Source organism: Streptomyces sp. NPDC088254 (assembly GCF_044740925.1).
Classification (GTDB): Bacteria; Actinomycetota; Actinomycetes; order Streptomycetales; family Streptomycetaceae; genus Streptomyces.
In genome coordinates, this window is sequence record NZ_JBIURQ010000003.1 from 510,334 (window position 1) to 534,931 (window position 24,598).

The window sequence follows — 24,598 nt, forward strand, 5'->3', positions numbered from 1 at the left end:
TCACCCCCGCAGCACCTCCATCAGCGCACGCAGTCTCGGCGACGCGGCCAACTGCTCCAGCGTCACCGGGCGGCCCTGCCCGTCGGCGATCGGCAGCCGCCAGTTCGGGTACTGGTCCCAGGTGCCGGGGAGGTTCTGTGGGCGGCGGTCGCCGACGCCGTCCGGGAGCCAGACGCCGATCATGCGGGCGGGGGTGCGCAGCAGGAAGCGGTGGACGGCCTGGATCCCGGCCTCCTCCGAGGAGGTGTCGCCGCCTCCGCCCGCGCCGTGGAGGAGGCCGAGCCGGGTGAGGGCCTCCAGCCACTCCGCGGTGTCGGCGGCGGCCTCCGCGCGCTCCACCTCCAGCGGACGGGTCAGCAGGCCGAGGCGGTCGCGGAGTTCCACGTGCTCGCCGGTGAGCCGGGCGGCCGTGGACGGCAGGTCGTGCGTGGTGGCGGTGGCCAGGCAGTCGGCGCGCCAGTCCTCGGGCGGCAGCGGGCGTCCGTCGCCGTCCCAGTCGCGCTCGAACCACAGGACGGACGTGCCGAGCACCCCGCGTTCGCGCAGCGCCTCCCGCACACCCGGCTCGACGGTGCCGAGGTCCTCGCCGATGACCACCGCGCCCGCCCGCGAGGCCTCCAGTACCAGGACGGCGAGCATGGCCTCGGCGTCGTGGCGGACGTAGGCGCCCTCGGTGGGCGGCTCGCCCTGGGGGACCCACCAGAGCCGGAACAGGCCCATGACGTGGTCGATGCGCAGCGCGCCGGCGTAGCGGAACAGGGCGCGCAGCAGCCGTCGGAACGGCTCGTAGCCGGAGGCGGCCAGCCGGTCGGGGCGCCAGGGCGGCAGACCCCAGTCCTGGCCGCGCGCGTTGAAGGCGTCGGGGGGCGCGCCGACCGACATGCCGGCCGCGAAGTAATCCTGCTGGGCCCAGGCGTCGGCGCCGCCGGGGTGCACTCCGACGGCCAGGTCGTGCACCACCCCGAGTGGCATGCCCGCCTCGCGGGCGGTGCGCTGGGCGGCGGTGAGCTGGGTGTCGGTGAGCCAGGCCAGCCAGGAGTGGAAGTCGACGCGTTCCCTCAGTTCGGTGCGGGCTCGGGCGGTCTCCGGGGAGCGGGGGTCGCGCAGGGGGGCGGGCCAGCGGTGCCAGTCGGGGCCGTGGACCTCGGCGAGGGCGTACCAGGTGGCGTGGTCCTCCAGCGCCTGGCCCTCCTCGGCGAGGAAGTCGCAGTAGGCGGCGCGCCGGCCGGGGCCGAGCGGGACCCCGGCGACGAGTGCGAGGGCCTCGCGCTTGAGCTCCCAGACGGCGTCGCGGTCGATCAGCGCGCCCTCGTCGAGCACGCTCTCCCGCAGTCGCCCGGCCCGCTCGCGCAGTGCCCGCACCTTCTCGGGCGCGTCGAGGTGGGCGAACTCGGGCACGTCCTCGACGCGCAGGTGGACCGGGTCGGGGAAGCGACGGGAGGAGGGCCGGTACGGGGAGGGGTCGGTGGGGGCGCCGGGCACCGCCGCGTGCAGCGGGTTGACCTGCACGAAGCCCGTGCCGAGCGTCCGGCCGGCCCAGGCGGTCAGCTCGGCGAGGTCGCCGAGGTCGCCCATGCCCCAGGAGCGGTGGGAGAGGAGGGAGTAGAGCTGGACGAGCAGGCCGTGGGAGCGTCCGGCGGGCGTGGGGAGCCGGGGCGGGGCCACGACGAGGTGGGTGCGTGCGGTGCGCCCGTCGGGTGCGACGGCGGTGAGGGCGTGGACGCCGGGCGGCAGTCCGTCGAGGGCGTCCCGCGGGTCGGTCGACGCCCGGCTCTCCCCTTGTTCGGTCCCGACCTCCAGCCGGGTTCCCTCGGGGAGTGAGGCGACGGCGGCGGGGACCGCGGTCGTCCCGCCGTCCCCGCCCTCGCTCCACAGCACCACGGTCGGCGGCAGCAGTCGTCCCGCGAGTTCTTCCTCCCGGGCGGCGAGCGCGGCGCGGGCGGCCTGCGGGGTGCCCGCGTCGACGCCGAGGGCGGCCAGGACGCGGACGACCGCGGCGGCCGAGGCCGTCACCGTGCGGTCCGGCGAGGGCCGGTAGGAGGTCGCCACGCCGTGCAGTCCGGCGAGGCGGGCCAGGTCTTCGTCGCAGGGGTCGGCCGGCCGGGGTGCGGTCATCTACGGCCTCATGAAGTCGGGGTCCGCGGCGGCGAGGGGCGGCTCGCTGGTGAGGGGCGGTTCGCTGGTCAGCGGTTCGGCGTAGGGCAGCGGCGGCTCGCTGGTCAGCGGGGCCTCGGCGCAGGTTCCCTCCGCGCTGAACACGCACACGCGGGGCTCTTCCAGGACGGCGGAAACATCCGCCGGGCGTTTGGAACGGGCGGCCGGGAGCAGGGGGTACGTCGTTGCGACCACGGTGGCCTCCTTGTCGTCGAGATTCGGACGGGTTACTTGTGAGCCCTACCCAGCGGATGCGAGGACTCACATCTTCGGTCGCCCCGTCCCCCGCGAAGCCGGGTCCGCGAGCCTCGACGGCCTGCGCCTGCCGGTCGCGGCGTACCGCTTGTGCCGGCGGTCGGCGTCGCCGTCGGGCTGATGATCCTCTGGCTGCCCTTCGGCCGGCGTGCGGTGCGGGTCGCCCTTGCGGCCGTCGTCGCCGTGACAGGCGTGCTCGGCGCCCAGCGCACAGCACCGCGTCACGGTGATGCTGAGAAGCCACGACGTCGCTTCCTGAGGCGCCCGCGGCGTGCCGGCGGGGCCGACGGCGTCACGGCCGGCCCCGAGCCCTGTCCGCACCTGCGCGAAGGCCCGGATCGTCAGGCCGATATGCCGTCGATCCGGGCCATGGCGTCGTCCGCGCCGAACGGCTGCAAGTAGGGCAGCCAGCGCGGATCCCTGTGGCCGGTCCCGATGATGCGCCAGGCCAGACCGGTGGGCGGGGCCGGTTTGTGGCGCAGCCGCCAGCCGATCTCGACGAGATGCCGGTCGGCCTTGACATGGTTGCAGCGCCGGCAGGACGCCACGACGTTGTCCCACACGTGCTGGCCCCCGCGGCTGCGGGGGACGACGTGGTCGACGCTGGTCGCGACGCCACCGCAGTACATGCACCGGCCGCCGTCCCGCGCGAACAGCGCCCGCCGGGTGAGAGGAACGGGCCCCCGATAGGGGACCCGGACGAATCGCTTGAGCCGGACCACGCTGGGGGCGGGGACTGTGACGGTCGCGCTGTGCATGAAGGCGCCGGATTCCTCGAGGGAGACGGCCTTGTTCTCCAGGACGAGGACGAGCGCGCGGCGGAGCGGTACGACGCCGAGCGGCTCGTACGACGCGTTCAGGACCAGGACATGCGGCACGGATGCCTCCTCGGGCGTCGGCGGCGCGTGGCTCGCGCCGGGACGATCTGCAGTCAGTCTCCCCTCATGGCCGGTGGACGCGCCACCATCTCCCGGTAACGGGCTGGGAGTGTTTTCGACCACACGAGATGCATCCCCAGCTCGACGACCTGTTCAAGCGCGCGTGAACACGGTCTCTCCTTCGAGCATTCGGGCGATGCACACACAATGCCCCGTTAGTGTGGTGACCCTGCCCGCTCGGTGACCTTTTCGTGACCTAGGCCACCATGACCGCCGCGCCGGACGGAGCAGTGCAGCACCTGGAGGTACCTGCCGTGTCCTTGTCCGCCGTCCTACTGGCCGCCGGCCCGTCGCCCTCGCCGACCCCCTCGCAGTCGCCGACGGTGACGGTCCCGACGCTCCAGGACGCCCAGGAGAGCGCGACGAACGCCGCGAGCTGGGTCGAGCAGAACTGGTCGACGTGGCTCGCGATCGGTCTGCGGGTCCTGCTGATCGTCGTCATCGCCGGGATCCTGAGAGTGGTGGTGCGGCGGTCGATCACCAAGCTGATCGACCGGATGAACCGCACGGTCCAGGCGGTCGACGGCACGGCCCTCGGGGGGCTGCTGGTCAACGCCGAGCGGCGCCGCCAGCGCTCCCAGGCGATCGGCTCGGTGCTGCGCTCGGTGGCGAGCTTCCTGATCCTCGGCACGGCCGGGCTGATGGTCCTCGGCACCTTCGAGATCAACCTGGCGCCGCTGCTGGCGTCGGCCGGCGTCGCGGGCGTGGCCATCGGCTTCGGCGCCCGCAACCTGGTCACCGACTTCCTCTCCGGCGTGTTCATGATCCTGGAGGACCAGTACGGCGTCGGCGACCAGATCGACGCGGGCGTCGCCACCGGCGAGGTCATCGAGGTGGGCCTCAGGGTGACCAAGCTGCGCGGCGACAGCGGCGAGATCTGGTACGTCCGCAACGGCGAGGTCAAGCGCATCGGCAACCTCTCGCAGGGCTGGGCGACGGCCGGCGTCGACGTGACGGTGAAGGCGAACGAGGACCTCGACCGGGTCAAGGCCACGCTGAACGAGGTCGCCGAGAAGATGAGCAAGGAAGAACCCTGGAACGAGCTCCTGTGGAGCCCGATCGAGGTGCTCGGCCTGGACAGCGTGCTGCTGGACTCGATGGTGGTCCGGGTCTCCGCCAAGACGATGCCCGGCAAGTCCCTCACCGTCGAGCGCGAGCTGCGCTGGCGGATCAAGCGGGCCTTCGACGCGGCCGACATCCGCATCGTCGGCGGCGCGACCGTCCCCCCGGAGGCCGACCCGGACGCCGACCCGACCGCCGCCGTGGCGGCCCCCTCGGTGTACGCCAACACCGCCTCCGCGCAGGCCCAGGCGGCCACCCCGCTCGCTCAGCCGGGAGCGGCGGCCCCCATGAAGTGACCTGAAACAGCACGCCCGTTCGGGCTCTCGCACCGGCGCCCCCTCCCCCGCGCCCGGAACCGGACAGCCGCTCACCGCGTGTTCACCCTCAGCGGTGACTTGCGATCTGATCAAGATCCAGCCAAGCCCGGTGCGCGCTGCCGTGCTTTGTGGCGATACTTGCGGCGACACATGACCATGGGGGAGGTCAGCCAGTGACACACCCGCCGAAGAGCAGCACGGCGCCACCGGGATCCGGCATGCCCACCATGCCGGCCGTCCCGCCCCAGCCGGGGCCCAGCGAGCCCCTCACCCCCGTCACCGCCCGGCCGCCGGGCACGCCCGCGCGCCGTACCGCGTTCGCCGAGGGCGTCGACCGGGTGCGCGCCGCCGCGACGACCGAGCCGGGCCGGCTGCGGATCATCGGCGCCGTGCTCGCCGTCCTCGTCGTCGCCTTCGGAGCCGTCACCGCCTGGCAGATGACGGAACGCGCGGCCGCCGCCGACGACGTGCTGAACAAGAGCCAGCCGCTGACCTCGGCGGCCGCCTCCATCTACCGCTCCCTCGCCGACGCCAACACCACCGCCTCCGGCGGTTTCCTGGCGGGCGGCCAGGAGAGCGCCGAGTCCCGCAAGCGCTACGAGGACGACATCGACACGGCCGCCGCGGGGCTCGTCACCGCCGCGAGCAACGCCGACCCCGGCTCCCCCTCCACCGCCGCGATCACCAAGCTGAACAAGCTCCTCCCGGAGTACAAGGGCCTGGTCGAGCGCGCCCGCACCTACAACCGGCAGGGCTTCCCCGTCGGCGGCGCCTACCTGCGCTACGCCAACCAGAAGATGCAGCAGGAGATGCTCCCGGCGGCCGAGGACCTCTACAAGAAGGAGAACCAGCGCCTCCAGGACGACTACGCCGACGCCAGGCCCTATCCGTGGGCGGCGATCGCGCTGGGCGTCCTGGCGCTGGCCGCGCTGGCATGGATGCAGCACCGCACCTACCGCCGTACCAACCGGGTGTTCAACCACGGCCTGGTCGCCGCCACCGCGACCGCCACCGTCGTGCTGCTGTGGCTGGTCGTCGGCCACAGCCTGGCCCGGGCGGGCCTGAACGACTCCTACGAGCACGGCGTGCGTTCCCTGAACGTCCTGCACGACGCCCGGATCGCCTCCCTCAAGGCGCGCGGCGACGAGAACCTCACCCTGGTGGCCCGCGGCGCCGAGACCGTCAAGGTGACCGCGGACGGCGAGGAGTTGACGCTCGACGCCTACGACCACGGCTTCACCGAGAACATCGCCGCCCTCGGCAAGGGCCTCGCCGCCGCGGCGAGACTCGCCGACGACCAGGCGGGCGAGAAGCCGGTCACCTCGGCCGAGGGCAACATGGCGGAGTGGCGCAAGCGCCACACCGCGGCCCGCGCCCAGGACGACAACGGCAACTACGAACAGGCGCTCGCCCTCGTGATCGGCGCCAAGGGCGCGACCGGCGAGTGCTTCGACAGCGTGGACGCCAACCTGGCGAGGGCGCTCACCCACGAGCAGAACGAGTTCAGGCAGGCGGCCGGCGACGGCCGGGACGCGATGGGCGGTCTGCCGCTGGGCGCGGCCGTCCTCGCCGTCCTGGGCGCGGCGGGCGCCGTCCTCGGCATCGGCCGCAGGCTGTCGGAGTACCGGTGAAAGGGGGCGTGACGATGCATGTGCGACGAATGCGGGCCGGCCTGAAGGGCTGGGGCGGAGTAGGCGCGATGGCGATCGTGTGCGCCCTGGCGCTGGCCTTCGCGCTGCTGCTGCCGTGGACCCAGTCCCACGGCGGCGGCGCCGCCGGGGCGGGCGGCCGGGGCCTGGCCGAGGCCGGTCAGGCGGTCGACGCGGCGTGCAAGGACCCGGAGAAGCAGACCCTCGCGCCGTCGGCCGCGGACGGACCGACGATCAGCGCGATCAAGGCCCGGCAGGGCGAGAAGCGCAAGCTGGTCGTCGGCGTCGACCAGAACAGCTACCGGTGGGGTTACCGCGACCCGAACAACTCCGGTGCGGCGCTGGAGGGTTTCGACATCGACCTGGTGCGCCGCATCGCCCAGGACATCCTCGGCGACCCGGACGCCGTCCAGTTCAAGGCGATCCCGACCAACCAGCGCATCCCCGCGATCCAGGAGGGCCGGGTCGACATGGTCGTGCGCACCATGACGATCAGCTGCGCCCGCATCAAGGACGTCGCGTTCTCCGCTCCGTACTTCAGGACGGGTCAGCAGGTCCTCGCCCCCAAGTCCTCGACGGTCACCGGCTACGACGCCTCGCTGGCGAGGAAGCGGATCTGCACCGCGGCCGGTTCGACCGCCAACACCAAGCTCACCGACGACCGCCGGGCGGGCCGGCTGGCAGCGAGCGCCGACATCTCCACCACCGTCCCCAACCAGCTCGACTGCCTGGTGCGGTTGCAGCTCGGCGAGGTCGACGCGGTGGTCACCGACGGCGCGCTCGCCGCGAGCCAGGCCGCGCAGGATCCGACGGTGGAGCTCAAGGGCAACCCGTTCACAGCCGAGTACTACGGGGTGGCGATGAAGAAGGACGCCGACGACCTGGTGCGCCGGGTCAACCAGATCCTCGAGCGGTACCGGGCCGACGGCTGGCAGGCGTCGTACGACAAGTGGCTCTCGGCGACACTGGGGGCGAACGCGGCGACGTCGACGCCGCCCGCGCCGACGCAGTACCTGCGCACCGGCTGACCGGCCGGCCGCGGGCACGGACCGAGTGAACGACCGACTCAGCAGCGAGAGGTGATCGATGGGCGTCACGGGACCCCCCGGGCCGGTGATGGACCGGGACGAGGTCGACCGTGCGCTGGCGCGGCTCGGCGCGGAGCACGAGGCGATCGAGACCTCCCTCCTCGCCCTGCAGGACCACGCGGGCCGCAGGCTCCTCGAAGGCGCGCGCCTGACCGGCGTCACCGAGGAGCGCTGGACGGCCGCGGAGGCGTCGATCACGCTGCTGTGGGCCTGCTTCGACGCCTACTCGGGCGCGTTGCGCTCCGCCCGGGAGATCCGCTCGCGGCGCCGCTGGTCCAGCCGTGAGGACCTGGTGGAGCTGACCGAGCTGCTGCGCGGCGAGTCCGTCACCGTGGCGGGGTCGGCGCTGGCCTCCGCGCCCACGCTCCACGGCACGGGCCGGCTCAGCCAGAGCTTCTCGCTGGCCGCGCTCGTCGAGCGGATGAACGAGCTGTACGCCTCCTCCCTCGACATGGTCGTCGCCGCCGACGCGGTGTGGTCGGCGCTGCCCGCCCGGATCGATCTGCTGGCCGCGGAGCTCCAGCGCACCCGGCAGCTCGCTCACTCCGTCGGGGTGCGCCCGGGCGAGCATCCGGCGGGCGACGACCTGGAGCGCATCACCGGCACCCTGACGCAGCTGCGCGAGCAGGTGATCAGCGACCCGCTGGCCTTCTGGACGCCCGCGCAGGGCAGTTCGGCTCCCGGCGGCGGCCGCCCCGACACCACGGTCTACGACCGCCAGGCGCGGGCGCTGGAGGACGTACGCCGGGAGATCGACGCCGTGCTGACGGTCCGTCAGGACGCGGAGAAGCGGCTGGTGCGGCTGCGGGACGTCCTCTCGCGCGCGGACCGCACGCTCGCGGAGGCGCGGACCGCGCGCGGCGAGGTGCTGGCGAAGATCGCGGCGACGGAGGTGCCGGTGGTCAGCGGCCCGCCGACCGCGCTCCAGGAGCAGCTGGCGACGGCCGCCGAGTACCGCAGGCAGGCCCAGTGGAACCGGCTGTCCCCGCTGCTGGAGTCGCTGGAGGAGAAGGCGGACGACGAACTGCTGCGCGCCCGCGAGTCGTTGACCGCGGTCACCGCGCCGCTGGCGGTCCGCGCGGAGCTGCGCGGCCGTCTCGACGCGTACAAGGCGAAGGTCGCCCGGCACGGCCTCGCGGAGGACCCGTTCCTCATCGAGCGCTACGACGCGGCCCGGCGGATGCTGTGGAGCGCGCCCTGCGATCTGCGCGTCGCCGAACAGGCCGTGCTGCGCTACCAGCAGGCGGCCGCCGAACTGCTCGCCGCGCCGAGCGTGCCGGAGCAGGGCGAGCCCGAGGACCACAGGGGGGCGAGGTCATGAGTCAGGCAGGCCAGACATGCCAGCGGCCGGGCTGCGACGGGTCGTACGACGACGTGGGCGGCGGCGAACTGTACTGCGACACCTGCGGTCTGGCCCCCGTCGTCTCGGCGGGCTCGCCGGCGTCCTCGGCGGGCGGTGGCAAGGTCGGCGCGGGGAGCGGCAGTTCGCGCTCCAGCGCGCGCAGCGCCCGCAGCTCGCGTACGTCCTCGCAGTCGTCGAAGTCGCGCCGCTCGGTGTCCGGGCGGCTCTCCCGCTCGCTCTCGGGGGCCTCGACGGGCCGCTCGGTGTCGGTGCGCAGCTCCGGCTCCACGGCGGGCTCCTCGGGGCGGGCTCGGCTGGGCGTCGGGCTGGTCGCGGTGCCGCAGGTGCCGAGGCCGGACCCGCGCGCGATGGTCCTCGACAACCCCGAGGTGCCCGAGCGCAAGCGGTTCTGCTCGCGCTCCGACTGCGGTGCCCCGGTGGGCCGTTCGCGCGGTGAGCGGCCCGGGCGCACGGAGGGCTTCTGCACCAAGTGCGGCCACCCGTACTCCTTCGTGCCGAAGTTGAAGGCCGGCGACGTCGTGCACGGCCAGTACGAGGTCGTGGGCTGTCTCGCGCACGGCGGTCTGGGCTGGATCTACCTCGCCGTGGACCGCGCGGTCTCCGACCGCTGGGTGGTGCTCAAGGGCCTGCTGGACACCGGCGACCAGGACGCGATGGCCGCGGCGATCTCGGAGCGGCGCTTCCTCGCCGAGATCGAGCACGCCAACATCGTGCGGATCTACAACTTCGTCGAGCACCTCGACCAGCGCACCGGCTCGCTGGACGGCTACATCGTCATGGAGTACGTCGGCGGCAAGTCCCTCAAGGAGATCGCCAACGCCCGCCGCACGGCGGACGGCAAGCGCGACCCCCTGCCGGTGGAACAGGCGTGCGCGTACGGCATCGAGGCGCTGGAGGCGCTCGGCCATCTGCACAGCCGCAACCTGCTGTACTGCGACTTCAAGGTCGACAACGCCATCCAGACCGAGGACCAGCTCAAGCTGATCGACATGGGCGCGGTGCGCCGCATGGACGACGACGAGTCGGCGATCTACGGCACGGTCGGCTACCAGGCGCCCGAGGTCGCCGACGTCGGCCCGTCCGTCGCCAGTGACCTGTACACCGTCGGCCGTACGCTCGCCGTCCTCACCTTCGACTTCCAGGGCTACACCACCGCCTACGCCGACTCGCTGCCGGACCCGGACAGCATCGAGGTGTTCCGCCGGTACGAGTCGTTCTACCGGCTGCTGGTCCGCTCCACCGACCCCGACCCGGCCCGCCGGTTCGCCTCCGCGCAGGAGATGGCCGAGCAGCTGACGGGCGTGCTGCGCGAGGTCGTCTCGCTGCAGACCGGGCGGGCGAGGCCCGCGCTGTCCACGTTGTTCGGGTCCGAGATCAGGGCCACCGACACGGAGTTGTTCCCGCGACTGGACACAGAGGTGAGCCGGCTGGGGGCGCGCGCGAAGACGTCCCCCGTCGGGCCCGGTACCGCCTCCGCCGCAGCGCCGTCCCTGGTCCGGGCCGTGGACGCGCCCGCCGCCGCGCTCGCACTGCCCGTCCCGCACGTCGACCCGTCCGACCCCAACGCGGGCTTCCTGGCAGGCCTGTTGACCTCCGCGCCGGGTGAGCTGATCACCGCTCTCGCGGCCGCGCCGGCGCCGTCCGTGGAGACCCGGCTGCGGCAGGTCCGCGCGCGGCTGGAGAACGGCGACTTCGACGCCGCCGTCGCCGCCCTGACCCAGCTGGAGGGCGAACGGCCCGACGACTGGCGGGTGGTGTGGTACCGGGGCGTGGCCTGTCTGGTCACCGGCGACCACGAGGGCGCCGCGCTCGCCTTCGACGCGATCTACGACGCCTTCCCGGGCGAGCCCGCGCCCAAGCTGGCGCTCGGGCTGTGCGCGGAGGTGCTGGGCCAGTTGGACAACGCAGCCGAGTACTACGGCCTCGTCTGGTCGACCGACCCGAGCTATGTGAGCGCGGCGTTCGGGCTGGCCCGCGTGCAGCTCGCGGCGGGCGACCGCGGGCGCGCCGTGAGGACGTTGGAGTCGGTGCCGGAGTCCTCCATCCACTACACCGCCGCCCGGGTCGCGGCCGTGCGGGCCCGCCTCCGGCAGCGGACGGCGGCCGCGTCCGACGTACCCTTCCTGGAAGACCTCACCGCCGCCGCGGCACAGGTCGAGGCGCTGGACGCGTACGGGCTGGACGCGACGCGGCGCGAGCAGCTGTCGGCCGAGGTGCTCGGTTCGGCCCTGGACTGGATACTCTCCGGTGGCCAGGGCGGCCCCGGCGCCCGGCGGGTGCTGCTCGGCAGCGACCTGGACGAGCGGGGGCTCCGCTTCGGCCTGGAGCGCTCGTACCGCACGCTGGCCCGGCTGGCGACCGGCGGTGAGGAGAGAATCGACCTGGTGGAACGTGCCAACCGTTACCGCCCCCGGACGTGGGTGTAGTTGATGTCCCAGATGCCCCGGCAGGCCGCCCTGCCGACCTGTCCGAGCTGCACGGAGCCGCTCGAAGCGACCGACCGCTTCTGCGGCGCCTGCGGCTTCGACCTGTCCTCCCCGCCACCGCACGCGGTCGACAGTCCCACGCTGACCATGAGCGGGCGGGGAGCGGGCAGAGGGTTCGACGGGGCGCCGTACACGGGGACCCCGTCGCCGGGGACCGATCTCCCGCAACCGCCGGGCGCGGGCGCGGAGTTCCAGGTCCGGGGAGTGCCGGCGGCTCGGGCGCAACTTCGGGACGTGTCCCACGACGCGGCGGGAGCGGGGTCCACCCGAGCGCCGTCTGCAGGGTCGGAGGTGAGTGGCTTGGCTCAGTCGGATGCGGGCGGGCACGGGGAGCCGTCGTCGGGAGCGGGCGCGCCGGGAGGCGGGTCGCCCCAGGGCGGGGCGCCGATGCCGCCCGGTTCCCCGGCGCCGGCCGGCGGGCAGGCCGGGCCGGGGCCGCACACGTCGCCCGGCGGTGTCGTGCCGCACGGCGGGCAGGTGCCCCCGGGGGCGGACGGGGCCCCCGCCGTGCCGGCCGCGGGACAGGGCTCCGGGGTGCGGTTCGACCGGCCGGCCGAGCCCGAGGAATACCCGCTGCAGGCCCCCGATCCCCGGGTGGCCGCCGAGGCCGTCAAGGTGTGCGTGGCCTGCCGGGCGGGCCGGGTCGACGACGACGGCTACTGCGAGAACTGCGGCCACGCCCAGCCCCGCGAACGCGACCACATGGAGCAGGAGGCGGGCCCGGTCGCCGCCGTCAGCGACCGCGGCCTGCGCCACCACCGCAACGAGGACGCCTTCGGCATCGGCCGGACCGCGCTGCCCGACGGCGCCCCCGCGCTCGTCGCGATCGTCTGCGACGGCGTGTCCTCCGCGACCCGCCCCGACGACGCCTCGCTCGCGGCCTCCCAGGCGGCCAGCCGCTCGGTGCTGGCCGCCCTGCCGCAGGGCACGCACCCGCAGCAGGCCATGCACGAGGCGATCGTCGCCGCCTCCCACGCCGTCAACGCCCTCGCCCAGGAACCGGCCACCGCCCGCGAGCACGCCCCGCACCAGAACGCCCCCGCCTGCACCATCGTCGGCGCGATCGTCACCGCAGGCCTGCTGGTCGTCGGCTGGGTCGGCGACAGCCGCGTCTACTGGGTGCCGGCGGACCGCAGTTCGGCCCCGGCCCGGCTCACCGAGGACGACTCCTGGGCCGCCCAGATGGTCGCCGCGGGCCTGATGAACGAGGCCGAGGCGTACGCCGACGACCGCGCCCACGCGATCACCGGCTGGCTGGGCGCGGACGCCTACGAACTGGAGCCGCACACGGCCGCGTTCAAACCCGACCGGCCCGGTGTGGTCGTCGTGTGCACCGACGGCCTGTGGAACTACGCGGAGGCCGCCGAGGAGATGGCCGAGGCGCTGCCCCTCGACGCCTCGGTACGGCCGCTGCACAGCGCCCGCGTCCTGGTCGGACACGCGCTCGACGGGGGCGGGCACGACAACGTAACAGTGGCCGTCGTCCCGTTCCCCGCCCCCGCCCAGGGGGCAGGATCGGCCTGAGGCCGCGCGCTGGACGCGACTCGGCGCGCACAGCCGTACACCTGGCTCATGACACGGGGAAGCCGGGCGGACCGGAGGGGACCGGTCCGCCCACAGTCGTCACCCCACGGCCGTGGGGTTCGCGAGGGGGATGTGAGTAGGCATGGCCAATTTCTCGAAGTCGAACGTGCCGCAGTTCTCGGTGGACGTCTACCAGAACGAGTACCTGCCGGAGGGCGGCCGCGAGGTCAACGCGATCGTGACGGTCAGCGCCACCGGCGGCGGCACGGTCGGCACCGCCGTCTCCGCGCCGCACCTGTACTCGCCCGGCGAGGGCCCGTCCGCCGCCGTGGCGATCATGGTGGACTGCTCGGGATCGATGGACTACCCGCCCACCAAGATGCGCAACGCCCGGGACGCCACGGCCGCCGCGGTCGACACCTTGCGCGACGGCGTGCACTTCGCGGTGATCGGCGGCACGCACGTGGCCAAGGAGGTGTATCCGGGCGGCGGCCGTCTCGCGGTCGCAGACGCCCGCACCCGCGAGGAGGCCAAGAAGGCCCTGCGCCGGCTCAGCGCGGGCGGCGGCACCGCGATCGGCACCTGGCTGCGGCTGGCCGACCGGCTGCTGTCCACCACCGACGTCGCCATCCGGCACGGCATCCTGCTCACCGACGGCCGCAACGAGCACGAGTCGCCCAAGGATCTCAAGGCGGCCCTCGACTCCTGCGCCGGCCGTTTCACGTGTGACGCCCGCGGCGTGGGCACCGACTGGGAAGTGAAAGAAGTCACAGGGATCGCCTCCGCCCTGCTCGGCACCGCCGACATCGTCGCCGACCCGGCCGGCCTCGCCGCCGACTTCACGCAGATGATGGAGACGGCGATGGGCAAGGAGGTCGCGGACGTCGCCCTGCGGCTGTGGACCCCGGTCGGCACCACGATCAAGTTCGTCAAGCAAGTCGCCCCGACGGTCGCGGAGTTGACCGACCGCCGCACCGAGTCCGGTCCGCGCTCCGGGGACTACCCCACCGGCTCCTGGGGCGACGAGTCCCGCGACTACCACGTGTGCGTCGAGGTCCCGGCCGCCCACATCGGCCAGGAGATGCTGGCCGCACGGGTCTCCCTGGTCATCCCGCAGCCCGAGGGGGCGGCGCAGAGCCTGGGCGCGCAGGGCCTCGTGAGAGCCGTGTGGACCGACGACATGGCCGCCTCCACCTCCATCAACCCGCAGGTCGCGCACTACACGGGTCAGGCGGAACTGGCCCAGGCGATCCAGCAGGGACTGGACCTGCGCAAAGCGGGTGATATGGATGGAGCGACGGCCAAACTGGGCAGGGCGGTCCAGCTCGCGAGCGCGTCGGGCAACGCGGATACTGCGAAACTGCTTGCGAAGGTGGTGGACGTGGTCGATGCCACGACAGGTACTGTGCGACTGAAGACGAAGGTCGCGGAGGCCGACGAGATGACGCTCGAAACCCGGTCCACCAAGACTGTCCGTGTGAAGAAGTGACCTGGTCCGACGCCAGTGGGACGCAGAAGGAAGGGGGACGCGCCGACATGCCGACCTGCCCGAACGGACACCAGTCGGGTTCCGACGACTGGTGCGAGGTCTGCGGTCACCGCATGGCCGGTGCCGTACCCCCGCCTACGCCCCCGCCCCCTCCGGCCGGCGGGGGGTACGGCTTCCCGCCGGCCCCGCCCGGCCCCGGCGGCCGTCAGCAGCCCGGTGTGCCGACCGAGCCCGAGCTGTGCCCGCAGTGCCGCACGCCGCGTGAGGGCGGTGCGCCGTTCTGCGAGGAGTGCCGCTGGAACTTCCTGACCAACACGGCGACCTCGTACACCCCGGCCGCGCCGCGTCCGGGCGGGCCCGGTGGCGTGGGTGGTCCTGGTGGCGCGGGTGGACCTGGTGGGCCTGGTGGCCCCGCGGGTCCGGGCGGGCCCCGCGGGGGCTTCGGCGGTCCGGGGGCCGGCCCCGGCGGGCCCGGGGGCCCAGGCTTCGGCGGTCCCGGTGGGCCTGGTGGTCCCGGCGGTCCCGGCGGGCCCGGGCGTCCCGGTGGTCCCGGTGGTCCCGGCGGTGGTCCGGGTGAGCGGTTCCAGCCGCCGCCCCCGTCGTTCGGTGGCAGCGACTCCTTCGAGTACCAGAGCTCCCGTCCTTCCCAGGTGAACCGTCCCGCCGAGCCGATCCCGCCGGGCCCGCCGTTCGGCGGCGAGCCGTCGCGCCCGCAGGGCCAGGGCGGCCCGGGCGGCGGACAGCCCCCGTTCGGCCGCGAGCCCTCCGGCTCGGGCGGCGACCCCTTCAGGCGCGGCCCCGCCGACCCGGGCGGTCCTTCCGGCCCCTCCGGCAACCCCTTCGGGCGGGAGCCCTCCGGCGGTCCGGGCGGCGATCCGTTCCGGCGCGATCCCTCCGCCCCCTCTCCCGGTGACCCGTTCCGGCGGGAGCCCTCGGGCGGCCCGTCCGGCGACCTCTTCTCGCGTGGGCCGTCCGCGCCGGGCGGCCGTCCTCCGGGTCCGCCCGGCGCGGGTCCCTCCGGTCCCGGCGGCGGCCCGGGCGGTCCGTCCGGCTTCGGCGGTCCCGGTGGCCCGGGCGGTTCGGGCGGCCCAGGCGGCCCGGGCGGCCCGGGTACGGGTCCCGGCGGTCCCGGCATTCCGCAGGCCTACCAGCCGTCCGGCTTCCCGCAGGAGACCGGCCGGACGCAGCCGGGCGGCGGTCCGTCCGCTCCCCCCGGGCAGCCCTTCGGCGGCGGTGACGACGACTGGGTGCTCTCCCCGCCGTCGCACACCGGCCCGAGCGGACCCGGTGGACCAGGTGGTCCCGGCGGTGCACAGGGCGGCGGCTACGGCTACCCCCAGACCGGCGCGACGCAGGCCCCGCCCCCGTCCGGCCCGGCGTTCCCGCAGCAGCCTGCGACGTGGACGGCGACGATAGGCCCCGACCGCGAGTACTTCATGGCGATGATGCACCGCTCGGGTCCCGAGGCCGCCGGCCTGAACCTGCCCGCGTACTCCCCCGAGCAGCAGCGCACGCTCACCGGCAACCAGATCACCATCGGCCGCCGGCGCCACTCCACCGGCGAGACCCCAGACATCGACCTGTCGGTGCCGCCGGAGGACCCGGGCGTCTCGCACCAGCACGCGGTGCTGGTGCAGCAGCCGGACGGCAGCTGGGCGGTCGTCGACCAGAACTCGACGAACGGCACGACGGTCAACGGCGGCGAGGAGCCCATCCAGCCGTTCGTGCCGGTGCCGCTGCGGGACGGCGACCGCGTGCACGTCGGCGCGTGGACGACGATCACGGTCCGCCGGGGTTAGGTCCCTTCCCGGGGTCGGGTCCCTGGCCGGGGTCCGACCCCTGCGCGGCGACCGGTTCCGACCCGAGCGGTTCCGACCCGAGCGGTGCCGGGAGGGCCCAGGCGTACGGACCGTCGGGGGCGTCCAGCCACGCCCACGCGTGCTCGCCGTCGACCGTGACGCCGTACCGCTCCCGCCCGGGCCTGTCCTCCCGTTCCCACAGCGCGTACGCCGCCTGCGGGTCGAGGGCGCCCCGGGTCAGGGTCAGCAGGAACCGGAACAGGTCGCTCTCCCGGGCCCGCTGCGGCACCCCGCCCAGCGGCACCGGTTCCGGCTCGGGCCGCCCGCCCCCGCGCAACGGCACGAAGTAGGCCGGGGTGTGCAGGAAGCGACCCTCGGCGTGCGCGGCGTCGTGGACCGTGAGCGCGACCAGGCCGGTGGCCAGCGGCGCGAGCACGAGCCCGCCCGGACGGCACTGGGCCGTCCACGCGCGCGGGATCGTCGTCAGGGTGCACGTCGCGATGATCCGGTCGAAGGGCGCCCGCTCCGGCACCCCGCGCGCCCCGTCACCGGTGACGACGGCCGGATGGTGGCCGGCCTCGGCGAGATGCCGGCGCGCCGACTCGGTGATCTCCGGGTCCAGGTCGACGGTGGTCACGTTCTCCTCGCCGAGCCGGTACGACAGCAGCGCCGCGTTGTAGCCGGTGCCGGCGCCGATCTCCAGCACCCGGTCGCCGTTCCCGACCCGCAGCGCGGCCAGCATCAGCGCCATCAGGGAGGGCTGGCTGCTGGAGGACAGCAGCTCGCCGTCACGCACCCGGGTGGCCAGCGGGACGTCCTCGTACGCGCCCCGCAGCCAGCGCTCACGGCTGCGCGGGTCCGGGCTCCCGGCCCACCGCCGCTCGTAGCCGCGGGGGCCGGCCACGTAGTAGTACGGCACGAAGAGGTGGCGCGGCACCGCCGCGAAGGCCTCCATCCACCCCGGGTCGGCCGCGAAGGCCCCGTCGGCCTCGATCCGACGCACCATCGCCGCCCGCTCCGACGCGGCGAGCACCGCGAACTCCCCGCCGCCGTCGCCGAGCGCGTCCATGCCCATGCCTCCACTGTCCTGCGGCGGAAGGCCTCGCGCGAACATTGCAGCTCGCTCAGGACCGCCGGGTCCTAGGGCTGGAGACCTCGGTCGGCGCGTCTGAGAGCATGGAGGGCGTGAAAGAGATTCGGCGCGGCACGCTTCAGGAGCAGACCTTCTACGAGCAGGTCGGCGGGGAGGAGACCTTCCGCCGGCTGGTCCACCGTTTCTACGCGGGAGTGGCCGAGGACCCGGTCCTGCGGCCCATGTACCCCGAGGAGGACCTGGGCCCGGCGGAGGAGCGCCTGGTGCTGTTCCTGATGCAGTACTGGGGCGGCCCGACGACGTACAGCGAGAACCGCGGCCATCCGCGGCTGCGGATGCGCCACGCCCCGTTCACCGTCGACCGGGCGGCGCACGACGCCTGGCTGAAGCACATGCGGGACGCGGTGGACAGCCTCGGGCTCTCCGAGGAGCACGAGCAGACGCTGTGGAACTACCTGACGTACGCGGCGGCGTCGATGGTGAACACCCCGGAGTGAACGGGCCGGGACCGGCCGGGCCTTGGACTGGCCGGGCTGGGGTTGGCCGGGCTGGGGCCGAGGCTGAACGAACCCGTCAGGGCGCCCGCTTCAGCGCACGCTGAGGCCCAGTCCCCCGGTCCCCGCCCGCCGTACGGCGATCGACCCGTACGGCGTCCGCAGCCGCAGCCATGCCCCGGACGAGAAGAGTCCCGCGTCCTGCGCAGCGCCCCGTGTCCCGCCCGCGGCGGCCGGGCCGACGGTCGGCCGCAGGAAGCCGAGGGCCTGGGCGGCGTGCACCGCCCGCACGGGGAGCCCGGTGTCGCCGACCGTCCGGGACCAGATGTCGCGGCCGATCCGGTCGAGTTCGGCCCGGGTACGCCGCTCGGGCGCCAGCTCCTCCGTGCGCCGCCGGAACTCGCCGACCGCCGCGCCGACCATCGCCCGCAGCTCGCCGGCCGCCGGAAGCCCGGCCTCGGGACGCCAGTCGCCGCGCGGCGGCAGCACGCCCGCCCACGGCGGTCCTGTGACCGCGGCGGGCACGGCCGCGGTCGCCGCCGTCTCCGCCACGCCCTCCAGCAGCTCACCGGCGGACACCGTCACGTCGAGCGTGACGTCCAGCCCGCTCTCGAACGGCTTCGCCAGCCCCACCGCGCGCACCGCCAGCACCTCGAAGGACGGCGGCCGTCCGAAGACGGCGAGCGCGGTGCCGGCCGCCTGGAGGCGGACCGCGGCGGAACGGTCGTAGTGGAGCAGCCGGGAGAGGAAGGCCGCGAGGTCCGCCGCCTCCCCCTCGTCTGCGAGGTGGAGCACCGTCATGCGGCGACGGCCTCCTCGGCGTCGTCCCGGTACTCCGCCAGGAACTCCCGTTCCTCGGCCGTGATGCGGCGCGGGCGCTGTGCCGCGAAGTCGAACGGCACGATCACCGTCGAGGCGGTGACGTAGACGTGGTCGCCGTCCTTCACCTCGTAGGCGATGGTGAAGGACGCCGCCTTGACCTCCGTGACCCACAGCTCGATGTCCACGGGCGTGTGCCGGTGTACGAGCTGTCGCTTGTAGTCGATCTCGTGGCGCGCCACCACGGACCCCTGCTGGAAGTCCTTCTCCGGGCGGAACAGGAAGTCGATACGGGCTTCCTCCAGGTAGCGGAGGAAGACCACGTTGTTGACGTGGCCGTACGCGTCCATGTCCGCCCAGCGCAGCGGGCAGCGGTAGATGTGCCGCAAGACCGATCAGCCCCGGGTCAGCTTCTTGTAGGTGGCACGGTGCGGACGCGCGGCGTCCGGTCCGAGCCGCTCGATCTTGTTCTTCTCGTACGACTCGAAGTTGCCCTCGAACCAGAACCACTTGGAGTCGCCCTCGTAGGCGAGGATGTGCGTGGCGACCCGGTCGAGGAACCAGCGGTCGTGGGAGACGACGACGGCGCAGCCGGGGAACTCCAGCAGCGCGTTCTCCAGCGAGGACAGCGTCTCGACGTCGAGGTCGTTGGTCGGCTCGTCGAGGAGCAGCAGGTTGCCGCCCTGCTTGAGAGTGAGCGCGAGGTTGAGGCGGTTGCGCTCACCGCCGGAGAGCACGCCGGCCGGCTTCTGCTGGTCGGGGCCCTTGAAGCCGAAGGCCGAGACGTAGGCGCGGCTCGGCATCTCCACCTGGCCGACGTTGATGTAGTCGAGCTCGTCGGAGACGACCGCCCAGAGGGTCTTCTTCGGGTCGATGTTCTCGCGGCTCTGGTCGACGTAGGAGATCTTGACGGTCTCGCCGACCTTGATGTCGCCGGCGTCGGGCGTCTCGAGCCCCTGGATCATCTTGAACAGCGTGGTCTTGCCGGCGCCGTTCGGGCCGATGACGCCGACGATGCCGTTGCGCGGCAGGGTGAAGCTCAGGTCGTCGATGAGGACCTTCTCACCGAAGGCCTTGTTCAGCTTGCTGACCTCGACGACGACGTTGCCCAGGCGCGGGCCCGGCGGGATCTGGATCTCCTCGAAGTCCAGCTTCCGCATCTTCTCGGCCTCGGCCGCCATCTCCTCGTAGCGGGCGAGACGCGCCTTGGACTTGGCCTGACGCCCCTTGGCGTTGGACCGCACCCACTCCAGCTCTTCCTTGAGCCGCTTGGCGCGCTTGGCGTCCTTCTGGCCCTCGACCTTCAGACGGGTCTGCTTGGTCTCCAGGTAGGTGGAGTAGTTGCCCTCGTAGGGGTAGGCGCGACCGCGGTCGAGCTCGAGGATCCACTCGGCGACGTTGTCGAGGAAGTACCGGTCGTGGGTGATCGCCACGACGGTGCCCGGGTACTTGGCGAGGTGCTGCTCCAGCCAGTTCACGGACTCGGCGTCGAGGTGGTTGGTGGGCTCGTCGAGAAGCAGCAGGTCGGGCTGCTCCAGCAGGAGCTTGCAGAGCGCGACGCGGCGCTTCTCACCACCGGAGAGGTTGACGACCCGCCAGTCGCCCGGGGGGCACCCGAGCGCGTCCATGGCCTGCTCGAGCTGGGCGTCGAGATCCCAGGCGTTGGCGTGGTCGAGCTCCTCCTGGAGCTTGCCCATCTCGTCGAGCAGCGCGTCGGAGTAGTCGGTCGCCATCAGCTCGGCGATCTCGTTGAACCGGTCGAGCTTGCCCTTGACCTCGGCGACGCCCTCCTGGACGTTCTCCAGGACGGTCTTCTCGTCGTTCAGCTTGGGCTCCTGCATCAGGATGCCGACGCTGTACCCGGGCGAGATGAACGCGTCACCGTTCGAGGGCTGCTCCAGCCCCGCCATGATCTTCAGAACGGTCGACTTACCGGCGCCGTTCGGGCCGACCACACCGATCTTCGCGCCGGGCAGGAAGTTCAGCGAGACGTCGTCAAGGATGACCTTGTCGCCGTGTGCCTTGCGCGTCTTGCGCATGGTGTAGATGTACTCAGCCAAGAGAAACCGTCCGGCAGCTTGAAATCTGGCAGTGGGCAGATACACCCCATCTTGCCGGACGGCCACCCCTGGGGGGAAACCCGTCCGGGTCGGGGGCTGTGAGCTGGCGTTTCGCTGGTGGCCCCTCCGGCTCGCCTGTCACTTTCGGTCACCGTCGGTCGGCCTCGGGCAACCTCGCACGGCCCAGAGACGGCCCAGGATTGATCATCACCGTTCGGCCGGTTGTCGACGACGGACACCTTCGACGCCGCCCGCCTGAACCTCAGCCGACGACACCGACGCGCGGCACCCCGGTCCCTTCGGCGAGCTTCACCAGTTCCGGGCCGGTGACGTCGGGGACGGGCCACAGCTCGTAGTGCCCGCTCTCGGTGCGCCTCCGGTCGATGCCGTACAGCGCCTTGCTCAGGATCTCCCGGCAGGCGGTGTTCGTGACGTCAGTCGCGCGGGCCAGGCCGAGGACGTGCTCGTAGAACCACATGGAGGCCACAGCCTGGTCGCGGTCCTCGAGGTGCAGCGCGATCTCGGCGTCTGCCCGGCGGATGACGTCGGCCGCACGCTCGCTACTGAGGGCATCGTGCACACAGACGGTCCCCGGAAATTTCCGATCAACCCACTACTCGTATCTCAGAAGTCGCCGGGGACCTGGCCGGTGCCCGACAGGTACTCCTCGAGGGAGCCCTGTCGTGGTTGACCGGTCCTGTTTGCAATGACTACTCCGATTATGCGAGGTGGTCAAAGGATCCGGCGGACTGTCCCGCGCCGGCCTACTGCGGGGGGCGGATCAGGCGCCACGAGGCCCGGGCGCCATCCTGTCGGACGGCCACCCCTGGGGGAGGTGGGCGCCGACCTGGGCTTTCGCCGCCGCAGGTGGGGGCGGCTGTCCGGCGGCGGTCACTGAGGGGCGTCGTCGAGCGGTCCCGGGGGCCCGGCCGGTTCCTCAAGGCCCCCCGGCAGACCCCGGGGGGCGGGCGGCGCCGGGCGTGTGTCATACGTGAGGATTTTTCTGCGGGACGGGCCTACTGGCGGTGAATCTGACATTAATGAAGAAACGCCATCCTCAATGTTTTCACCGTCAGGGTCACTCATTCGCCACGTATCCGGAGCGCAGCGGGCCGCGTTAGCGGGGCATGACGAAAGCTAGGTTCCATGGCTTGCCTCACCGGGGGGTGGGGGAGGGCGATCCGCCCGCGACCCGTGACGCGGCGGCCGGGAGACGTGCGTACGCCGATGTGACGCGCTCGGCGCTCCAGGCGTGCGGCATCCTGCGCGGGAGCGCCGCGCGGACCGAACCGCGGGTCACCGATTCGCTGCTGCGCGAGTTCATGACTCTCCTGGAGGCCGCGCAGAACGAACTCGATCAGCGGTGGAACAGGCAGGGGAACCCCGGCTGCCGCGCGGACCACGTGTAACGGGGCGGATGTGCATGAATCACGAGTACGCGGATCCCTCTTTTCTGCGGAATGAATGGTATGCCGACCCATATTCATATGGGCCGGGTATCGGACAGCCCGGCGGTCCTGTCGATGCGCCGCACACGGGCATTCCTCTCACCCCTCCCGACCCGGGCTGGGACCCGGTGGAGGAACTCGCCTACCTCTTGCAGGAGGCGGTTCCGGCCGAGCAGACGGCCACGGTGCCGGCTCCTCGCAGCGAGTCGCCGCCCGGCGGCGACAGCGCCGACCCGATGGAGAACCTGGCGCACATCACCGCCCAGTTGCCGCCCATCCGGCGTTCCCCCGCCGGACATCGCAAGATCCGGGCGCACAGGCTCCGGCGCGGCTGGCTGCAGACGGGCAGCCTGGTGATCATCGCGTTCGTCGCCGTCATCGCGGCGGCGGTCAGCGTCTTCTGCGGCGTGGTCGCCTACAAACCTCTGCAGAACATCACGTCGGACCCGGAGAGCGGGGTCACTCCCTGGTGGCCTCTCCTGGTGTACGGGCCCTGGACGGTGGCCTCCCTGTCCATTCTGCGCACCGCCCTGCACCAGCGCCGCGCCTGGCACTCCTGGTTGATCGTGCTGATGTTCTCCTCTGTCGCGATGATGCTGTGCGTAGCCCAGGCCGACAGGACCTTCACCGGCGTCGCCGCGGCCGCCCTGCCCGCCCTCGCGTGCCTGGCGTGCCTGCAGCAACTCGTCCGGCAGATCACCCTGACCCTTGCGCCCCGGCAGAGCTCGCCCCGGCCGCGACGCCGTCCGTAGCGCCGAGGTGCGCGGACCCTCTCAGTCCCGCGCCTCGTTCTCCTTGCGGCCGACCAGCACCAGGGCTGCTCCACCGATCACCACCAGGCCTATCGCGGTGCCCGCGATGTAGGGGGTGGCGTTGGAGCCGCCCGTCTCGGCCAGGTTGGTGGCGGTGATGGAGCCGCCGCCCACGGTGGCGGGGCTGGGCTGGGACAGGGTCTGGGTGGTGAGGCCCGTCCTGGTCTCGGCGGACCTGGTCCGGCAGTCGAGGACACCGGTGAAGCGGGTGCCGCGGAGGGTGAAGTCGTAGGCCTGGTCCTCCTGGAGGGGGATCGTCACCGTCCGCGAGGCGCCTGCCGGGATCGTGTACTCGAAGCCCATCAGCTCGAAGGTGAACGGCGCGTCGCCCCGGTTGGCCGCCGCGATGTCGACACCGTTCGCGGCGCAGTTCTTCGCCGCGGACAGCGCCGGTATCGGACCGCCGGCGGCCCAGGTGGCCCTCGCCCCGGCGGAGACGGTGGACTCACTGGAGCCGGCCAGTATCTGAGTCTGGCTGCGGCTCTCCGAGGTGAAGGCGCGTCCGACGGGGACGGTCGTCGAGGCCTGCACGGTCAGCTCGGCCGTCCCTGCGGCGGCGTCGGCGGGCACGTCGAAGAAGAGCTGGCTGCCGTCCTGCGCCGAAGTGACGGCCTTGCCGTCCTTGCCGACGATCCGCACCCCGCTGATGGCGGCGTCCGGCGGCGGCGCGACCGTGACCGCGCTCGCGTCGGTGCGCACGGTCACCGGGCCGAGCGGTGCGCCGGGGCGGCCTGACACCGCGGCCCCTTCGAGGGTGAGCGAGGCCCTGGGTTCCGCCGCGTCCCGGGCGGCCTTCTGAAGGTAGTCCGCGAGCCGTTCGGCCTGCGGGTCGACGGCGTCCACGTCCGCGCCGTCGGAGTAGCGCCAGATGGCCACCTGGGTACCGGCGGCGGCGTCCTGCTCGCTGAGGCCACCGCCGATGCCGGCCTTCTTCGCCAGCGTGGCCAGGTCGTTGACCTGGGGGTAGGAGTTCTGCAGGATCCAACGGACCTTGCCGGCGTGCTTGTTGACGCCGAGCGAGGTGCCGCTCCAGGGCGTCTCGCCGTACTTGGCGTCCCGCTGCGTGGGCGTGTGCAGGTCGACGCAGTACGTCTGCAGCGTGCCGCCGCCCTCGACGGACATCTCGAAGAGCCCCGCCGGGACCTCCTGGTCCCCGCCGTCGGCATGGAGGACGGCGGTGCCGTAGGTCTTGAGTCCTCCCATGGTCGCCGTCGCCCCGCCCTGGCCCTGCGGGGTCTCGTCGGCGACCGCCGTGCCCGCGGCGGTGGCGACGACACCGGCGGCGACCACACCGGACACCAGTGTCCCGGCGGCGAGGCGCACCGCGCCCCGACCTCGCGTGAACGGCGCGGCGAACGAAGAAATCACGCAATTCCCCTTCGAGCAGGACCGGTTGTCGTGGGGGATACGGTCCCACCAGCAGAATCAGGAGCCCCTTGTGCTTTGTTCGGCATCCTATGGACGCGGCACACCACCCTTCCCGACAAGCTCACCCGATGGGCGATCCGACTCGGAATCGTTATCCCGAAGATCGTCAACAGGCATGGCTTATCGACAAATCCACCGGAGCGGGCCGGCACGGACCGGTCGATAAGCCGCTGTTCGCCCGTGTGCGGTCAGAAGGTGGCGCCTGCTGACATCCCGTCACCGCCGCCGGTTCAGGTCACCGCCGTCCGCTCACGTCAGTGCCACCGGTTCACGTCACCGCCGCCGGCTCACGTCACCGCCGCCGGTTCAGGTCACCGCCG

At 73.0% G+C, this 24,598-nt stretch carries 20 protein-coding genes; 11 read left to right on the plus strand and 9 right to left on the minus strand.

Annotation, left to right across the window (positions count from 1 at the left end; all coding sequences use genetic code 11):
- The 3 genes from malQ to ACIOC0_RS12780 all read right to left on the minus strand — a co-directional run bounded on the left by malQ (position 1) and on the right by ACIOC0_RS12780 (position 3,287).
- A complete protein-coding gene (gene malQ, locus ACIOC0_RS12770; RefSeq protein WP_402155042.1) occupies positions 1 to 2,115 on the minus strand; it encodes a 4-alpha-glucanotransferase in 2,115 nt (704 codons plus the stop codon).
- On the minus strand, positions 2,116 to 2,349 hold the full coding sequence (locus ACIOC0_RS12775; RefSeq protein ID WP_130436744.1) for a hypothetical protein: 234 nt from the start codon (positions 2,347 to 2,349) through the stop codon (positions 2,116 to 2,118). It lies immediately after the preceding gene.
- A 401-nt stretch (positions 2,350 to 2,750) separates the two neighbouring features.
- A complete protein-coding gene (locus ACIOC0_RS12780) occupies positions 2,751 to 3,287 on the minus strand; it encodes an HNH endonuclease (RefSeq protein WP_130436740.1) in 537 nt (178 codons plus the stop codon).
- A 314-nt stretch (positions 3,288 to 3,601) separates the two neighbouring features.
- Between ACIOC0_RS12780 and ACIOC0_RS12785 the strand changes: the two genes are divergently transcribed.
- The 8 genes from ACIOC0_RS12785 (at position 3,602) to ACIOC0_RS12820 (ending at position 16,124) form a co-directional block, all read left to right on the plus strand.
- Positions 3,602 to 4,705: a mechanosensitive ion channel family protein gene (locus ACIOC0_RS12785; RefSeq protein ID WP_402155043.1), complete on the plus strand. Its 1,104-nt coding sequence runs from the start codon at positions 3,602 to 3,604 to the stop codon at positions 4,703 to 4,705.
- A gap of 248 nt (positions 4,706 to 4,953) precedes the next feature.
- A complete protein-coding gene (locus tag ACIOC0_RS12790; protein ID WP_402155085.1) occupies positions 4,954 to 6,357 on the plus strand; it encodes a hypothetical protein in 1,404 nt (467 codons plus the stop codon).
- 14 nt (positions 6,358 to 6,371) lie between these two features.
- A complete protein-coding gene (locus tag ACIOC0_RS12795; RefSeq protein ID WP_402155045.1) occupies positions 6,372 to 7,403 on the plus strand; it encodes a glutamate ABC transporter substrate-binding protein in 1,032 nt (343 codons plus the stop codon).
- Positions 7,404 to 7,461: 58 nt separating this feature from the next.
- Complete coding sequence (locus ACIOC0_RS12800) at positions 7,462 to 8,784, plus strand: hypothetical protein (protein ID WP_402155046.1); 1,323 nt, start codon at positions 7,462 to 7,464, stop codon at positions 8,782 to 8,784.
- The gene (locus ACIOC0_RS12805) at positions 8,781 to 11,252 is read left to right on the plus strand and encodes a tetratricopeptide repeat protein (protein ID WP_402155047.1); all 2,472 of its coding nucleotides are present in this window, start codon (positions 8,781 to 8,783) and stop codon (positions 11,250 to 11,252) included. Before ACIOC0_RS12800 ends, ACIOC0_RS12805 begins: the two co-directional genes overlap by 4 nt.
- Positions 11,253 to 11,264: 12 nt before the next feature.
- Positions 11,265 to 12,836, plus strand: a complete 1,572-nt coding sequence (locus ACIOC0_RS12810) for a protein phosphatase 2C domain-containing protein (protein ID WP_402155086.1) — start codon at positions 11,265 to 11,267, stop codon at positions 12,834 to 12,836.
- 142 nt (positions 12,837 to 12,978) lie between these two features.
- Complete coding sequence (locus ACIOC0_RS12815; RefSeq protein ID WP_402155048.1) at positions 12,979 to 14,325, plus strand: VWA domain-containing protein; 1,347 nt, start codon at positions 12,979 to 12,981, stop codon at positions 14,323 to 14,325.
- Positions 14,326 to 14,372: 47 nt separating this feature from the next.
- A complete protein-coding gene (locus ACIOC0_RS12820; protein WP_402155049.1) occupies positions 14,373 to 16,124 on the plus strand; it encodes an FHA domain-containing protein in 1,752 nt (583 codons plus the stop codon).
- Here the strand turns inward: ACIOC0_RS12820 and ACIOC0_RS12825 are convergent.
- Positions 16,105 to 17,199, minus strand: coding sequence for a methyltransferase domain-containing protein (locus ACIOC0_RS12825; protein ID WP_402155050.1), 1,095 nt, complete (start codon positions 17,197 to 17,199; stop codon positions 16,105 to 16,107). The two genes, ACIOC0_RS12820 and ACIOC0_RS12825, sit on opposite strands and share 20 nt — an antisense overlap.
- 101 nt (positions 17,200 to 17,300) lie before the next feature.
- Between ACIOC0_RS12825 and ACIOC0_RS12830 the strand changes: the two genes are divergently transcribed.
- Positions 17,301 to 17,714 (plus strand): globin, encoded by a 414-nt coding sequence (locus ACIOC0_RS12830; protein ID WP_402155051.1) that lies wholly within the window; start codon positions 17,301 to 17,303, stop codon positions 17,712 to 17,714.
- 90 nt (positions 17,715 to 17,804) lie between these two features.
- Here the strand turns inward: ACIOC0_RS12830 and ACIOC0_RS12835 are convergent, their stop codons facing one another.
- The 4 genes from ACIOC0_RS12835 to ACIOC0_RS12850 form a co-directional block, all read right to left on the minus strand.
- Complete coding sequence (locus ACIOC0_RS12835) at positions 17,805 to 18,512, minus strand: hypothetical protein (RefSeq protein WP_402155052.1); 708 nt, start codon at positions 18,510 to 18,512, stop codon at positions 17,805 to 17,807.
- The gene (locus tag ACIOC0_RS12840) at positions 18,509 to 18,919 is read right to left on the minus strand and encodes an acyl-CoA thioesterase (RefSeq protein WP_402155053.1); all 411 of its coding nucleotides are present in this window, start codon (positions 18,917 to 18,919) and stop codon (positions 18,509 to 18,511) included. Before ACIOC0_RS12840 ends, ACIOC0_RS12835 begins: the two co-directional genes overlap by 4 nt.
- Before the next feature lie 6 nt (positions 18,920 to 18,925).
- A complete protein-coding gene (gene ettA / locus ACIOC0_RS12845) occupies positions 18,926 to 20,590 on the minus strand; it encodes an energy-dependent translational throttle protein EttA (RefSeq protein ID WP_130436729.1) in 1,665 nt (554 codons plus the stop codon).
- 262 nt (positions 20,591 to 20,852) lie between these two features.
- Positions 20,853 to 21,170, minus strand: a complete 318-nt coding sequence (locus tag ACIOC0_RS12850) for a hypothetical protein (protein WP_402155054.1) — start codon at positions 21,168 to 21,170, stop codon at positions 20,853 to 20,855.
- Positions 21,171 to 21,741: 571 nt separating this feature from the next.
- Between ACIOC0_RS12850 and ACIOC0_RS12855 the strand changes: the two genes are divergently transcribed.
- Both ACIOC0_RS12855 and ACIOC0_RS12860 read left to right on the plus strand, forming a co-directional pair.
- Positions 21,742 to 21,999 (plus strand): hypothetical protein, encoded by a 258-nt coding sequence (locus tag ACIOC0_RS12855; RefSeq protein ID WP_351090910.1) that lies wholly within the window; start codon positions 21,742 to 21,744, stop codon positions 21,997 to 21,999.
- A 188-nt stretch (positions 22,000 to 22,187) separates the two neighbouring features.
- The gene (locus tag ACIOC0_RS12860; RefSeq protein WP_402155055.1) at positions 22,188 to 22,790 is read left to right on the plus strand and encodes a hypothetical protein; all 603 of its coding nucleotides are present in this window, start codon (positions 22,188 to 22,190) and stop codon (positions 22,788 to 22,790) included.
- A gap of 21 nt (positions 22,791 to 22,811) precedes the next feature.
- Here the strand turns inward: ACIOC0_RS12860 and ACIOC0_RS12865 are convergent, their stop codons facing one another.
- Positions 22,812 to 24,218 (minus strand): Cys-Gln thioester bond-forming surface protein, encoded by a 1,407-nt coding sequence (locus tag ACIOC0_RS12865; RefSeq protein ID WP_402155056.1) that lies wholly within the window; start codon positions 24,216 to 24,218, stop codon positions 22,812 to 22,814.
- Between the last annotated feature and the right edge of the window lie 380 nt (positions 24,219 to 24,598).

What these genes read in the sequence shown, in the direction of transcription:
- ACIOC0_RS12830 (WP_402155051.1), top strand. Translation starts at nt 17,301, where the DNA reads ATGGAGGGCGTGAAAGAGATTCGGCGCGGCACGCTTCAGGAGCAGACC.
- ACIOC0_RS12790 (WP_402155085.1), top strand. Translation starts at nt 4,954, where the DNA reads ATGCCGGCCGTCCCGCCCCAGCCGGGGCCCAGCGAGCCCCTCACCCCC.
- ACIOC0_RS12815 (WP_402155048.1), top strand. Translation starts at nt 12,979, where the DNA reads ATGGCCAATTTCTCGAAGTCGAACGTGCCGCAGTTCTCGGTGGACGTC.
- ACIOC0_RS12795 (WP_402155045.1), top strand. Translation starts at nt 6,372, where the DNA reads ATGCATGTGCGACGAATGCGGGCCGGCCTGAAGGGCTGGGGCGGAGTA.
- ACIOC0_RS12805 (WP_402155047.1), top strand. Translation starts at nt 8,781, where the DNA reads ATGAGTCAGGCAGGCCAGACATGCCAGCGGCCGGGCTGCGACGGGTCG.
- ACIOC0_RS12800 (WP_402155046.1), top strand. Translation starts at nt 7,462, where the DNA reads ATGGGCGTCACGGGACCCCCCGGGCCGGTGATGGACCGGGACGAGGTC.
- ACIOC0_RS12820 (WP_402155049.1), top strand. Translation starts at nt 14,373, where the DNA reads ATGCCGACCTGCCCGAACGGACACCAGTCGGGTTCCGACGACTGGTGC.
- ACIOC0_RS12835 (WP_402155052.1), bottom strand. Translation starts at nt 18,512, where the DNA reads ATGACGGTGCTCCACCTCGCAGACGAGGGGGAGGCGGCGGACCTCGCG.
- ACIOC0_RS12810 (WP_402155086.1), top strand. Translation starts at nt 11,265, where the DNA reads ATGCCCCGGCAGGCCGCCCTGCCGACCTGTCCGAGCTGCACGGAGCCG.
- malQ (WP_402155042.1), bottom strand. Translation starts at nt 2,115, where the DNA reads ATGACCGCACCCCGGCCGGCCGACCCCTGCGACGAAGACCTGGCCCGC.
- ACIOC0_RS12825 (WP_402155050.1), bottom strand. Translation starts at nt 17,199, where the DNA reads ATGGGCATGGACGCGCTCGGCGACGGCGGCGGGGAGTTCGCGGTGCTC.